Annotated in this window: 14 protein-coding genes; 13 read left to right on the top strand and 1 reads right to left on the bottom strand. The window is 47.5% G+C overall.

Annotation, left to right across the window (positions count from 1 at the left end; genetic code table 11):
* The first annotated feature begins 6 nt into the window (after positions 1–6).
* The gene (locus MKY66_RS12370; protein ID WP_076216160.1) at positions 7–597 is read left to right on the top strand and encodes a DUF2062 domain-containing protein; all 591 of its coding nucleotides are present in this window, start codon (positions 7–9) and stop codon (positions 595–597) included.
* Here the strand turns inward: MKY66_RS12370 and MKY66_RS12375 are convergent.
* The gene (locus MKY66_RS12375; RefSeq protein WP_076216157.1) at positions 575–1504 is read right to left on the bottom strand and encodes an AEC family transporter; all 930 of its coding nucleotides are present in this window, start codon (positions 1502–1504) and stop codon (positions 575–577) included. The two genes, MKY66_RS12370 and MKY66_RS12375, sit on opposite strands and share 23 nt — an antisense overlap.
* A 214-nt stretch (positions 1505–1718) precedes the next feature.
* Here MKY66_RS12375 and MKY66_RS12380 point away from each other — a divergent pair, with 214 nt between their 5' ends.
* The 12 genes from MKY66_RS12380 (at position 1719) to MKY66_RS12435 (ending at position 14251) form a co-directional block, all read left to right on the top strand.
* Positions 1719–2801 (top strand): lactonase family protein, encoded by a 1083-nt coding sequence (locus MKY66_RS12380; RefSeq protein ID WP_076216155.1) that lies wholly within the window; start codon positions 1719–1721, stop codon positions 2799–2801.
* Positions 2802–3180: 379 nt separating this feature from the next.
* Complete coding sequence (hxlA, locus tag MKY66_RS12385; RefSeq protein WP_036670570.1) at positions 3181–3813, top strand: 3-hexulose-6-phosphate synthase; 633 nt, start codon at positions 3181–3183, stop codon at positions 3811–3813.
* Positions 3814–3817: 4 nt separating this feature from the next.
* Positions 3818–4381, top strand: coding sequence for a 6-phospho-3-hexuloisomerase (gene hxlB / locus MKY66_RS12390; protein ID WP_076216152.1), 564 nt, complete (start codon positions 3818–3820; stop codon positions 4379–4381).
* 267 nt (positions 4382–4648) lie between these two features.
* Positions 4649–5008, top strand: a complete 360-nt coding sequence (locus MKY66_RS12395) for a helix-turn-helix domain-containing protein (RefSeq protein WP_062833989.1) — start codon at positions 4649–4651, stop codon at positions 5006–5008.
* Positions 5009–5327: 319 nt separating this feature from the next.
* On the top strand, positions 5328–7130 hold the full coding sequence (gene pepF, locus MKY66_RS12400) for an oligoendopeptidase F (protein WP_076216149.1): 1803 nt from the start codon (positions 5328–5330) through the stop codon (positions 7128–7130).
* A gap of 111 nt (positions 7131–7241) precedes the next feature.
* Positions 7242–7757, top strand: a complete 516-nt coding sequence (locus tag MKY66_RS12405; RefSeq protein ID WP_256704335.1) for a DUF2500 domain-containing protein — start codon at positions 7242–7244, stop codon at positions 7755–7757.
* A gap of 235 nt (positions 7758–7992) precedes the next feature.
* Positions 7993–9486, top strand: coding sequence for a rhamnulokinase family protein (locus tag MKY66_RS12410; protein ID WP_076216147.1), 1494 nt, complete (start codon positions 7993–7995; stop codon positions 9484–9486).
* Position 9487: 1 nt separating this feature from the next.
* Complete coding sequence (locus MKY66_RS12415) at positions 9488–10249, top strand: DeoR/GlpR family DNA-binding transcription regulator (RefSeq protein WP_076216144.1); 762 nt, start codon at positions 9488–9490, stop codon at positions 10247–10249.
* A 271-nt stretch (positions 10250–10520) separates the two neighbouring features.
* Positions 10521–11249: a (Fe-S)-binding protein gene (locus tag MKY66_RS12420; protein WP_076216142.1), complete on the top strand. Its 729-nt coding sequence runs from the start codon at positions 10521–10523 to the stop codon at positions 11247–11249.
* The gene (locus tag MKY66_RS12425; RefSeq protein ID WP_076216139.1) at positions 11246–12766 is read left to right on the top strand and encodes a LutB/LldF family L-lactate oxidation iron-sulfur protein; all 1521 of its coding nucleotides are present in this window, start codon (positions 11246–11248) and stop codon (positions 12764–12766) included. The genes MKY66_RS12420 and MKY66_RS12425 overlap by 4 nt, the downstream gene beginning before the upstream one ends.
* The gene (locus MKY66_RS12430; protein WP_017688925.1) at positions 12756–13481 is read left to right on the top strand and encodes an LUD domain-containing protein; all 726 of its coding nucleotides are present in this window, start codon (positions 12756–12758) and stop codon (positions 13479–13481) included. The genes MKY66_RS12425 and MKY66_RS12430 overlap by 11 nt, the downstream gene beginning before the upstream one ends.
* A gap of 215 nt (positions 13482–13696) precedes the next feature.
* The gene (locus tag MKY66_RS12435; RefSeq protein ID WP_076216121.1) at positions 13697–14251 is read left to right on the top strand and encodes a glutathione peroxidase; all 555 of its coding nucleotides are present in this window, start codon (positions 13697–13699) and stop codon (positions 14249–14251) included.
* The last annotated feature ends 231 nt before the right edge of the window (positions 14252–14482 follow it).

Here is a 14482-nt window from a genome sequence, read left to right on the forward strand (position 1 = left end):
TTCGGTATGAACACACAGAAGCGCAAGACTAACCGCTGGGCACGTTTAACACGTGTTATGAAGCTGAATTTTCTCAAATTGTTACGTGCTCCCGGAGGTGCCCATAAAGTATCTACCGGATTTGCCATAGGGTTTGGACTGGAACTGATCGTGATCTCGACCGCTTCCCTGATCTATCTTGTATTTTATCCGATTGTGCGACTGTCTGGGGGTTCGGTGCCAGCAGCGATTGTTGGCAATGTGATCGGGAAACTTACGTTTTTACCTATTATTCTGATGCCACTCGCCAAACAAATTGGCTCATGGATATTGCCTGCTCACAGCATGGGACAGGGACTGGTACATGAGAGTGCATTCATGGAGCTGTTTCGCGGGAACTGGTCGGCCGTGAGTGAATTGTTGCTTGGTGGACTGGATATTCTGGCAGGTATGTCCGTGTTTGGTGTCATTCTGGGTGTGATTTCGTACTTTGTCGTGAAATTCTTCTACGTCAGAGCGCTCAACCGGCGTTATGAACGCCGGCTGGAGAAACGCCGACAAGCGGACATCGCTTCGGTATCACCTCCGGTATTAATCAGGAAGCCATCACAATCATAATGGGCAGCATCAACATGGATGCAGCGGTGGTCCACAGAATACAGCGGGATACAAACTGCGGAGAAGCATTGAACTGTTCAGCCAAAATAACGGCGTTCACTGCGGTTGGCATCGATGCGAGGATCAGCAGCACACTGAACAACGTACCTTCGACCTGAAGAGCGGTCAGTATCAGGCAGGACAGGATCGGCGCAGCTGCGAGACGGACCACAAGCCCGGTCCAGAAAGCTCGGCGTACATTGGGTAGCCAAGGCACCGTTGCACCTTTTGGTCTGAGCATCTGGGCTCCCAGAATGGCGAGTACGACAGGAGAGTAGCCCGCAGCCAGCATAGAGATCCCTCCATCCAGTGCTTCAGGCAGGCTCAGATTGGATGCACGCAGCGCAATGGCGATGCCGGCAGCATAGATGGATGGCATGCGGAAAACGGACAGGATCGCATCTTTTACCGTGAATTCGGATCTCGCAGCAAAAAAGATACCTACCGTATTAACAATAATCATCTGTCCAATGACGTAGACGGAAGCCTTGTCGAGCCCAAGCTGACCAAAGGCAAGCAGCACAAGCGGGAGCCCGTAATTCACGCAGTTTGTAAACGTGGAGACGAGGGTGAGACCCGCTTTTTCGCTTGCACCCAGACGGAAAATCCGGCTTAACAGCTCGGCGAGGGCCCACAGGGCAATCAGATTAATAATAGAGAACCAGAACGTGCTGGTGACGTCCGTCCAGGTAATCTCTGCATGCAGCAATGTATTGAAGATGAGCGCAGGGCTCAAAATATAAAGGGAAAAGGTCGAGAGCGACCGGGTATCCCAATTTTTGAAGCGTTTTAACAGAATACCTCCAATCACGGGAAGTGAGATCGGCAGGAAGACATGGTATAACGTGAGTAAAAATGAGTGAAGCAATGCAATTCAGTCCCTTCTGGATGAAAAACCAATCTTATCATAGCAGAAGATGCATCTCATATGAATGGATTTCAGTATGATGATGTGTAGTAATCGCCTTGTTTAACTAAGGATTTCCCTGATGGGCAGCGACAGCCGATTGCTATTTTGATATGGCAGATTTATTATAGAAGAGGTGCAACAAGATTACATACACATAGAGGAGGAAACTGTAATGAGTGAATCAAAACGCTTGCTCGTACTGGCCGGCTCTTACGCCGAAGCGGAAAATGAGGGCATTTATGCATATGAATTGAATGAGGATACAGGCAGCTTGTCCAAGCTTGATGGCATCGCGGGCGTGAAAAACCCAACGTTTGTCAACGTGGATGCTGAAGGAAACAAACTGTATGCGATTGGTGAAACAGCGTCAGCTGAAGGCAACAAAATGTCTGAAGCGGTAGCTCTGAGCATTGATCCTTCTACAGGAAAATTAACGTTGATGAACCGGAATAACTCCATTTCAGCTCCGCCATGTCACATCCAGCGTGACCCTTCCGGCAAATACTTGATCCTCTCCAGCTACCACGGTGGTCTGGTAGGTCTGCAAGCCTTGACGGATAACGGTGAAGTTGGAGCGCTTCTGGACGAGAAGAAACATGAAGGACAAGGTGCGCATCCGGAGCGTCAGGACAAGCCACATGTTCACTCCGCATTCTTCAGCCCGGATGGTAAATACATGATGGTACAGGATCTGGGCGCAGATAACATCGCGATCTATTCCATCGATGCAGACAAAAATGAACTTGTGCTGCACAGTGAAACCAAAACACATCCGGGAGCAGGCCCACGTCACTTGGCGTTCCACCCGAATGGTCAATTCGCGTATGTGATCAACGAAGTGGATTCTTCCATTACTTCGTTCCAATATGATGCAGCAGCGGGCACATTGACAGAGGTTTCCACTGTGTCCACACTGCCTGATGGATATGATGGCAAAGAGAATACAACAGCGGAAATCACTGTTTCCAATGATGGACGTTATGTATATGGATCTAACCGTGGACATGACAGCATCGTTGTATTTGCAGTAGATGCAGACAAAGGTCACCTGACACTGGTTGAGCATGTATCTGCTGAAGGTGAGCATCCGCGTCACTTTGCTCTGACACCTAACGGCAAATTGCTGATCGCCGCTAACCGCGATACGAACAACCTCGTGACATTCACGGTGGATCAGGAGAGCGGACGTCTGAAATACACAGGTCACAGCACAGGTGTATCCAAGCCTGTATGCGTGAAACCTGTATATCTGTAAAATGATAAATTTCTAAACCAGCCCTGACTGGATTGAAAATGATAAAGATAAAGACCCTGCCATTTGGCGGGGTCTTTTATATTGCATATCTAATTGGATGATTAGGCTGCTGCTCTGCTGTAAGCGGGTGATTGGAATAGAGGATTAATAAATTCTATATTGGATTCACATAACAACGAATAATTATCAATAGTATCCCCCAAGTAACTACCCCACTTCAAAGTGCGTACTTCCTGAATGGATAGTCAGGGTCTACAATGAGTGAGTAGCCAAAACAAACACTGCATGCATCTGAACAGACAAATTGGTGCAGGCTAAATATCTGATTATTATTTTTACAGGAACGAATCATACTTGAACAACAAAGGAGAAATAAATGATGAAATTGCAATTGGCGCTTGACTTGGTGAATATCCCTGAAGGTATCGCATTGGTTAAAGAGGTTGAACAATATATTGATATCGTTGAGATTGGTACTCCAATCGTTATTAATGAAGGTTTGCACGCGGTTAAAGCAATGAAAGAAGCATTCCCTAATCTGCAAGTTCTTGCAGACCTTAAAATCATGGATGCTGGTGGTTATGAAATCATGAAAGCAGCTGAAGCTGGTGCGGATCTAATCACTGTGCTTGGGGCAACCAATGACAGTACGATCAAAGGTGCAGTAGCAGAAGCGAAGAAACAAAACAAACAAGTTCTTGTGGACATGATCAACGTGCCTAACCTTGAACAACGTGCTCGTGAAATTGATGCGCTTGGCGTAGATTACATCTGTGTACACACAGGTTATGACCTACAAGCTGAAGGACAAAGCCCGTTCGAAGATCTGCAAACGATCAAAGCAGCTGTGAAAAACGCTAAAACGGCTGTAGCTGGTGGAATCAAGCTGGAAACATTGCCAGAAGTGATCAAAGCACAACCGGATCTGGTTATTGTAGGTGGCGGTATCACAGGACAAGCAGACAAAGCGGCAGTTGCAGCTGAAATGCAACGTCTCGTTAAACAAGGGTAAGCAGATGAGCAAAACACAGTACGCAGCTGACATCTTGAAGGAGCTGGAACGTACGTTAAGCCAGATCGACGATGCAGAGATGCAAGCGATGGCTGAGCACATTCTGGCTGCGGAACAGATTTTTGTAGCAGGAGCAGGCCGGTCAGGACTTATGGGAAAGGCTTTTGCCATGAGACTGATGCAGATGGGGCTTCGTGTATATGTGGTGGGCGAGACCGTAACACCGGGGATCAGCTCGAAGGATTTCCTCTTGCTGTGCTCTGGCTCAGGAGAGACAGGCAGTCTGGCAGCCATGGCTCAGAAGGCCAGTCAAGCAGGTGCACCTGTAGGACTCATTACAATTAAGCCAGAGTCCACGATTGGGCAATTGGCAACTACGGTAGTGCGCCTTCCGGCTTCAGCCAAAGAGGACACAGCAACTTCCGGAGCGGCAGTAACCATTCAGCCGATGGGCTCGTTGTTCGAACAAGGACTGTTAATCGGCATGGATGCTCTCATTCTTACGATGATGGAAATGAAGGGTATGACCGGAGCGGATATGTTTGGCCGCCACGCGAACCTGGAATAGTGAATAGATGAAAGACCGGAATCCTTTGATTATGAAGGGTTCTGGTCTTTTCTGCGATACATAATCAGTCATCTGTATAGGTTTTATCCGTGATTTACAGTTAAACTTTGCATCCCGACCAGGCTGTAGTAGAATTAATAGATAGCTGTATCGAATGAATGTACTTATTACATCATGCATGGAGCGGAAAGCTTGCCTCGTGTGAAGTGTCCCCGTGATATGTGTAATATACGCGATATAAGATTGAAGATGAGGGGGCTCGGAGCCATGGCAGCCGAAGTCAAGGAACGGATTAATCTGAAAGAAATCAACTGTGAGAAGGAATTGACCCTTGCGGTGATCGGTGGCAAATGGAAACTGATTATTTTGTGGCATTTGGGTCTGGAAGGCACCAAACGTTTCAGTGAGCTGAAACGCCTAATCCCTCATATTACCCAGAAGATGCTGACCAACCAGCTGCGTGAGCTGGAGGAAGACAAACTGATTGAACGCAAGGTGTATGCAGAGGTACCACCTCGGGTGGAATATACGTTGACAGATCACGGTCAAAGTCTGATGCCCGTCCTGCACGCGATGTATAACTGGGGTAAAAACTACGGTGAAAATGTAATTTGGAAAGAAAGCTAAATAAGTTATATTCAGAATGACCGCTAGGTAAATGGATACTTCCATAAACCAGCGGTTTTTTAGTTACTTTTAAATTTTGGTCAGTGGATCAATAGTTTACTCCAAACGCAGCGGGCAGAAATAGACTTAAGAAGCGAAGCGTTCGCCTTTATCAACGGATTTTCACCTTTAAAAAAGTGAATCAAAAAATCCGGGGATAACAGCGATCGAAGGGCTATTCTGCCAGCGGAGTAATAAGGAGTAATCATTGTAATGTATAGATGAGCAGAATATGATACGATGAGAGATATTGGAAATACAAGGAGGATGACAACTAAAGATGGAAAAAATACGTACACGTGCTGAGGTAAATCAGGAAACGACTTGGGATTTGAGAGACTTGTTTGTAACCGATGTAGAGTGGGAGCAGGAGCTTCGATCACTTCCACTGGCTGCTGCTCAGATCGAAACGTTCAAAGGACGTCTGGGCGAAGGCGCTGAACAATTGCTGGCTTGTCTGGATGCGCGTGAAGCTTTGCAGGAGCGAATCAGCAAGACGGCTTCTTATGCTCGACTGAAGCAGTCCGAGGACAGCACCAATCCGGTCAATATTGAGAATTCAGCTAAAGCAGGAGATATCCTATCAAATCTGTCGTCGTCCTTGTCTTTTGTCAATTCGGAGATCGTTGATCTGCCGGAGGGAACCGTTGAACGGTACCTTGAAGAACTTCCGGGATTGGAGCCGTATGCGCGCAGTTTGGAGCGTTTGATTCGAGAAAAAGCACATCGGCTCACGCCAGAGACCGAGAAGGTACTTGCTTCATTAGGAGAGGTACTGGATTCGCCATACCGTATCTATCTGCGCGGTAAACTGGCAGACATGACGTTTGACGATGCTCTTGATGGAGAGGACAACAATCGTCCACTGTCCTGGTCATTCTATGAAAATAATTATGAGATGTCATCTGATACAAAGCTGCGCCGTTCTGCTTATGCTGCATTCAGCTCGACATTAAATGATTACAAAAATACGTTCGCAGAAGGTTATGCAACCGAAGTGAAGAAACAGGTTGTTCTATCCAGGCTGCGTGGTTACGACGATGTTACAGATATGCTTCTCAGCCCACAGCAAGTGAGCAAAGAGATGTACAATAATGTGCTCGATATTATCCAGCAGGAACTCGCACCACATATGCGCAGACTGGCGGCTCTAAAGAAACGTGAGCTGGGTCTGGACAAACTGATGTTCTGTGATCTGAAGGCTCCGCTTGATCCTGAATTTAGCCCTGCCATTACATATGATGAGGCGTGCACACTCATTCGAGAAGCACTTGATGTGCTTGGTCCGGAGTACGGCGAGATCGTAGAGCGAGCATTCCGTGATCGCTGGGTGGATTACGCAGATAACGCAGGCAAATCCACAGGAGCGTTTTGTTCTTCCATATATGGTTCGCACTCCTATATCCTGATTTCATGGGCGAACAACATGCGCGGAGCCTTTACGCTTGCCCATGAAGTGGGACATGCAGGCCATTTCATGCTCGCGGGTCGTTACCAACGACTCACGAATACACGCCCATCTCTTTATTTCATTGAGGCACCATCGACGATGAATGAAATGCTGCTGGCAGATCATCTATTGAAGCGTTCTGATAATCCGAGAATGCGTCGCTGGGTCATTTTGCAACTGTTGAACACGTATTACCATAACTTCGTTACACATCTGCTGGAAGGTGAATTACAGCGCAGGGTGTATGCACGCGCAACCAATGATGAGCCCATTACGGCGAAGACGTTAAGTCAGCTCAAAGGAGACATCCTTTCCGAATTCTGGGGACCTGACCTGGTAATTGATGAAGGGGCCAAACTCACGTGGATGAGACAACCTCATTATTATATGGGACTATATCCATATACCTATGCGGCAGGCTTGACGGCTTCCACCGCGGCAGCACAGCAGATTCGGGAAGAAGGACAGCCTGCGGTAGATCGCTGGCTTGATGCACTCAAAGCTGGTGGAAGTCTCACGCCACAGGAGTTAATGAAGCTTGCGGGTGTGGATATGTCCGGACCTGAGCCGATTCGCTCTGCGGTTGCTTATGTCGGCAGTCTGGTCGACGAACTTGAACGTCTGTATTCCTGATCTGGTTCATATAGTATACGGACAAGGCAGAACGGGTTGTCTGCATGCACCGCCTTCCTTGCGTGGGGGGCGGTGCATCTTATTTTTGCAAGGGGAAAGGAACGATGATGAATGGCGTTAACAAGCGAGTCCTCATCGATGGGCCGATTAAGCGTAGACGGCTTTGGTGTGTTTGACGACATGAATGGAGTACCAGGTTTTGAAGGCAATCAGGGTGGTTTTTTTTCGGGATTTAGTGAGTTTGCTGCAATGAATGCATTTGCTTCGATTTTCATTGGCGCCATATTTCTCATCATTGCGGGAGTTATTGTTTTTGTTATTATTTCAGGCATACGCTCAGGGATGTCAAATAACGCGGCAGCCTTGTTAACCCTGCACTCAACGGTGGTGACCAAACGAACGGAAGTTTCAGGTGGCAGCGGGGATAGCCGTGCGACTACCCGGTATTATGTTACATTTGAATTCGACAATGGGGAGCGCACTGAACTAATTGTTGGCGGAAACCATTATGGCATGATGGTGGAAAATGATCGAGGGATGCTGACGTATCAGGGGACACGATTCAAGCATTTTGAGAGAGATGTACAGCCCCAGTCTGGGGTAAGCAAAGGTCAATTTTATACGTAAAAAAAGAAATGCGGCTCCTCCCAAGTGGGAGAGAGTCGTTTTTGGTATACCCAAAAGAAAGAAAAACCGAAGGGTATTCAAACGCTTACAATGGTGATATACTCGTAAAATAAAGTAAAACAGTATTAAACAAAAACAAACAAACAATAAATACAGAATAAAGTACAGGGTTACGGTCTGAATCAAGTGATACCGTTTGGAAAATAGGATGGGTTCGAAAGGTTGGTGAAGCGCGGTGAGTGTGCTGGCTTATGATTTGGGCGCTGGGAGCGGGAGAGCGTTACTGGGACATCTGAATGATCGAGGGATCGAAACGAGCGAAATTCATCGGTTCAAGAATGAACCAGTGAAGGTTGGCGAGCGGATGCACTGGGATATTCTGCGATTGCATCATGAATTGTTGCAAGGGCTTACACTTGTGAAACAGCAGGGAGAAAAACCAGAGAGCCTGGGGATCGATTCGTGGGGCGTTGATTTTGGTCTGCTTGGCAGTAATGGTGAGTTGCTGGGTAACCCGTATCATTACCGTGATACACAGTTTAACGGCATGATGGATCAGGTGCGCCAAGAGCTGAGCTCCCAGCGAATCTTCGAACGTACAGGGATTCAGTTTCTTAGCTTTAATACCTTGTATCAATTGGCGACACTTCAACGCAGCGGTTCCCCGTTACTTCATGAAGCAGAGCGTTTTCTCATGATTCCGGATTTACTACGTTATTTCCTGACCGGGGAAGCGGTGAATGAGTTTACCAATGCAACCACAACCCAATTATACAATCCATCAGCGGGGCAGTGGGATAGTGAGTTGCTGGCGCATATTCGCATTTCGGAGAAACTGTTCGGTGAAGCCGTGCTGCCAGGTACCCGTGTTGGACAATTGCGAAGCAGTATCTGTAACGATCTGGGATTGTCCCCGATTCCCGTGATTGCTGTTGCGGAGCATGATACGGGTTCAGCCGTTGTGGCTGTTCCTGCAACGGAACGTTCATTTGCTTATCTGAGCTGTGGAACCTGGTCCCTGATGGGTACGGAGATAGATCATCCTGCGATAAGTAGCCAGAGTCTGGCCTTGAACTTCACGAATGAAGGCGGGGCGGGCGGAACATTCCGTCTGCTGAAGAACATTATGGGCTTATGGATTTTGCAGGAAAGCATGCGGGAGTGGGACCGCCAGGGGCAGGGAATTAGCTATGATGTGTTATTGGCAAAGGCTGAACAGGCACCTCCATTTGCTAGTTTGTTTGACCCGGATGATGAACTGTTCATGCCCGCAGGAGATATGACGAAGCGTATACGTCAGTATTGCCGTGATACAGGGCAAGTGGTACCAGAGGATCAGGGGGCTATTGCCCGGGCAATTCTGGAGAGTCTGGCATTGAAGTATAGGAGAGTTCTGGAATGGACGGAGCAATTGTCGGGTCAGATGTTCAACGGATTGCATATGGTCGGTGGAGGCATCCAGAACCGCCTGTTATGTCAGTGGACTGCAAATTCCATTGGCAAGCCGGTATGGGCAGGTCCGGCAGAGGGAAGTGCCATCGGGAATATGGCTGTGCAATGGATGGCGAGCGGAGCTTTTAAAGATATCTGGGAGGCTCGTAAGGCCATTCGAGATTCATTTCCGGTAACTACGTATGAGCCGCAGGACAAGTCAATCTGGGAAGATGCTTACGGCAGATTTCTGCGTGTGACGGCTTCATCCAATTCACAAGCGGGGAGTGAGGTGTAACATGCTGGCAGCCGAGCGGTATGACCGAATTGTGGAGATGGTGAACGTAAAGGGCAGTATGCGTGTATCCGAGCTTAGTGAGCGCTGCCGGGTGACGGAGGAAACCATCCGGCGGGACCTGGATCGGCTGGAACAGGCAGGGCGACTGCGCCGATCTCACGGTGGTGCAGTGAGTGTGAAGGAAGATCAACCGGAGATCCCTTACCGGATCAGGGAGACAACCCATGCGGAAGAGAAAAAGCGGATTGCACAAGCGGCTCTGGCGATGATTAATCCGGGTGATCGCATTCTGTTGGATGCCAGCACAACGGCAGGTTATATGGCAGCGAATATGCCGGATTTCCCGCTGACGGTCTTAACAAATTCGATTCAAATCGCCACTGAACTCAGCAGCCGTGACAAGGTTGAGGTCATCTCAACAGGGGGGCAGCTGGCATCGCGCTCGTTGTCTTTTGTTGGGCCGCTGGCGGAGCGTTCTCTAGAAACGTATCACGTGGATAAAATGTTCATGTCATGCAAAGGTGTACATCTCGAAGGTGGAGGAATCAGTGAATCCAATGAACTCCAGGCAAGGCTGAAGCAGAAGATGGTTGGCATATCCGATCAGGTCATCTTACTTGCAGATGCCAGTAAATTTGGTGTCCGTGCTTTTGCCCGGGTATCCGGGTTAAATGCAGTCCATACAATCGTTACCAATCAGCCATTGGAGGCTGAACAGACAGACCGGTTGAGCGGATACGACATAGGGATTATTACAGTTTAAGCTTTTATATTTTATCTATAAAAATTGAACTAAACATTTACACGAAACGGAGAGGACAGAAATAACTTGAAGAAGCGAAGCTATAAGCTTTCTGAAAGAAAGCTGCATCGGAAGCATATACTGCGCCTTTATCCCCGGATTTCACCCTTTAAAAAGTAAATTAAAAAATCTGGGGATAACAGCGATCGGAAGGTTATTCTGTCATCGGAGTGTCCAGTGTAAATATTCTTAGTCAATTCATCTACTAATCAGTTAATAGGAGCGTGTAATTATGAAGGTCTCCTTATTCATTACCTGCCTCAGCGATGCCATCTATCCCCGAGTGGGGGAAGCCATGGTCAGATTGCTCGCCGCTCATGGCGTTCGGCTGGATTTCCCGCCGGTGCAGACCTGCTGCGGTCAGCCTTCCTACAATAGCGGGTACTGGGATGAGACTCGGGTAGCAGCCAAAACGATTCTTGAAGCGTTTGACGACAGTGATTTTGTGGTATGCCCTTCGGGATCGTGTACGTATATGATTCATCATTATCCCGAGCTGTTCGCGGATGAACCAGTATGGTTGGAGAAGGCAAAACGATTGGAAGCCAAAGCCTATGAGTTTACTCAATTTCTCGTTAAAGTACTCGGGATAACCGATCTGGGCGCACATTTTCCGCACAAAGTAACCTATCATCCATCCTGTCATGGCAGCCGTCTGCTGGGTGTAAAGGATGAACCGATGGCGCTGCTCTCTCAGGTGAAAGGACTGGAATTGGTTCCACTCCCATTTGCTGAGGATTGTTGTGGGTTTGGGGGTACGTTTGCCATCAAAATGTCCGATATTTCAGGAGCGATGGTTACGGAAAAAGTCGATCATGTCAAAGAGACACAAGCCGAAGTACTGGTTGGGCTGGATATGGCCTGTCTGATGAATATCGCAGGTAATCTGCGTTATCGGAATGAACCGGTGCGTGTGATGCATCTGGCGGAACTACTGTATGAGGGGGTGCGAACAGGATGAGCCAACCGGGAGTTATGGATACGACGGTCAAAGAACGTGCCGGACTGGCCTTGAATGATGATTTTCTGCGTAAAGCGGTCAAATTCACGACAGAACGATTGCGTAACGGGAAGAAGTCTGCCTCAGAAGAACATGGAAACTGGGATGAATGGCGGGAGCGTGGACGTCAGATTCGTCTGCATACCATTGCGTATCTTGATTATTATCTGAATGAGTTTGTGAATAATGCTCGTGCGAACGGGGTTCATATTCATTTTGCAGATACATCGGTGGAAGCAGCGGCGATTGCGCTGGATATTGCGGCGCACAAGCAGGCTTCTACGGTGGTGAAGTCCAAATCGATGGTGTCGGAGGAAGTACATCTGAATCATGTGCTGGAGTCGGCTGGCATTGAAGCCATCGAGACCGATCTGGGTGAATACATCATTCAGCTGGCAGGCGAAGCTCCTTCTCATATTGTCATTCCAGCGATCCATAAGAACCGCTATCAGATCGCAGAGTTGTTATCGAAGGAAGCGGGCGAAATTCTGGAGCCGGACACAACGGTACTTGCCGGATTTGTTCGCAAAAAGCTGCGCGAGAAGTTCCTCGAAGCAGATATCGGCATGACCGGCTGCAATTTTGCGATTGCAGAGACAGGTTCCATGGTTTTGTTCGAAAATGAAGGCAACGCCCGTATGGTATCCACTGTTCCAAAAACGCAGATTACACTGATGGGCATGGAGCGGATCATCCCGTCGTGGACGGATCTGGAGGTCATGGCAACCTTGTTGCCACGCTCCGCAACAGGTCAGAAATTAACGATGTACATGTCAGGCATCACAGGTCCTCGCCGAACAGCGGATGCGGATGGACCGGATGAAATGCACATTATTATCGTGGACAACGGTCGATCCTTACAGCTCGGTGATCCTGAATTCCAGGAGTTGCTGAATTGTATTCGCTGTGGTGCTTGTCTGAATGCTTGCCCGGTATATCGTCATATTGGAGGTCATGCCTACGGTGGAACATACAGTGGTCCAATTGGCGCAGTACTGACACCTGCACTTAATGGCAACATTGATGAATGGAACGATATTGCGGGTGCTTCGAGTCTGTGCGGAGCCTGTTATGAAGCATGTCCAGTTAAAATTCCATTGCATGATATGCTCGTTTATCTACGCAGGCGTAAAGTGGAAGACGGTCATGGAAACAAAATGGAAAGCATGGGCATGAAGGGATTTGCCGCTGTTGTATCCAATTCCAAACGCTTCAGTGCGGCCATACGTCTCGGACAGATCGGGCAGAAGGCAGTTGTACGCAACAACGGCATTTCTCTCAAATTGGGTCCACTTAAAGGCTGGAACAAATATCGGGTTGCGCCAAGCCTCGCCAAGAAATCCTTCCGGCAACAATGGAACAAGCTGGATCAGGAACTGAACCAGGAGCAACCAGCCATGGATTCTTCCGTTCGCAGCCGTATGGAGCAGATTATTCGTGAACGAGAAGAAGGGGAGGGTACTAAGCATGGTCACTGAACATCAGCAATGGCTTGCACAATTGGAGAAGAAGTCCATGGAGAAACAGGAGCAGTTCATGAATGACATTGCTTCGAAATTGAGAAGACCAAGGCAACGACATGCGCCGACCCAACCCTTTCGGGGAGCACCCGACTTTTGGACTGAGCTGGAATGGGATGAAGAGAAGCGTATTCAAGCATTTACGGATAACTTTGTGAGTGTAGGCGCACACATCGCCCGGGTTCAGAACATGGAAGAAGTATCTCAATTTATTGCCAACAAGTCTCATGAACTGAGTGCCAGATATATCATTCGTCAGAATGAACAGGCGTTACAGGATCTCGGATTGGAAGAGCAGTTACCGGATGTACAGATCTCAGTCTGGAATAGTCAGGCGGATGAGAACTGGAAGGCTCGGGCAGCTGAGGCTGATATCGGTGTGGTCATGGCGGATTATGCAACAGCATACACAGGCTCGGTCACTGTACTTTCTTCACCGGAAAAAGGTCGTTCGGTCAGTCTCTTGCCTACGGTACTCATCATCATTATTCCAGTAGATCGACTGTACACCAGACTGGGTGAGACGCTGGATCGATTTGATGAAGCGGGGAGAGAGAATCTTCCGGCAGGCATCCACTTTATTTCCGGGCCAAGCCGCTCTTCCGATATTGAAAATGATTTAACCATTGGGGTACACGGACCAGGCATTGTATATGGTTTAATTATGGGTTAACGGTGTGTTGAGTGTGATGGCACTTGATGATTTTGATAACTGTCCGAGATGCAGTATTTCACTGCTAAGGACAGTTTTTTTATTTTGTCTACTATAGTTAAAAACTATTAAAATTATATTAATTATATATTTCACCTATTAATAATGGAGGTGTATAATCCATCTCAAGAGAGAATTCATATGAGTACAAAAGAGAAAGAGGAGGATGAATACAGATGAGTATATTTTCTTACCAAGTTCCGTTTATGGATGGACATAAGGGTGATTTTTCTGCTTATAAAGGAAAGGTTCTGCTTATTGTGAATACAGCAAGTCGGTGCAGCTACTCCCGGCAATTCAGTGAACTTCAGCAGATGTATGAGAAATATGGTGATCAGGGGCTGGAGATTCTGGCGTTCCCTTGTAATCAGTTTAACGACAAAGAACCTGGCAGTAGCGTTGAGATTGCCGAGTATTGCAGGAGTCAGTTTCAGATATCCTTTCCAATCTTGGAGAAGGTTGAGGTCGTTGGGCAATCGATGCATCCGTTGTTCCGTTACCTGATTGAAGAATCGCCGTTTCAAGGTTATGATCTGGACACAAAGGAAGGACAGTGGATGGACACTTTTGTGAAGGAGAAGCATCCAGAATTGTATCAAGGGGACGGGATCAAATGGAATTTTACCAAATTTCTGATTGACCGCAGTGGTAACGTCCATGGCCGTTATGAAACGACAGTTGCTCCATTAGAGATGGAGTTGGCTATTCAGAATCTATTAAAGAATTCATAAGTATACCTTAATCCCTGTCCTGAGGTCCTATGACTTTGGGACTGTTGAAGATTGGAACTGGAAATGTTAGGGTAAAAGAAGATAACGAAGTCATCCATTTTTTTTAATCAAAAATGACCAATATACCATTTCAGTCAGTTAGTTCTTTAAATGGTTTTATCGTTATCTGGATGAAATATGAAAATGTGCAAAAAATAACTTGAATCTGTTGATCTGAAGAGTAAGTGTAAT

This window comes from Paenibacillus sp. FSL R5-0766, from assembly GCF_037971845.1.
GTDB lineage: Bacteria > Bacillota > Bacilli > Paenibacillales > Paenibacillaceae > Paenibacillus.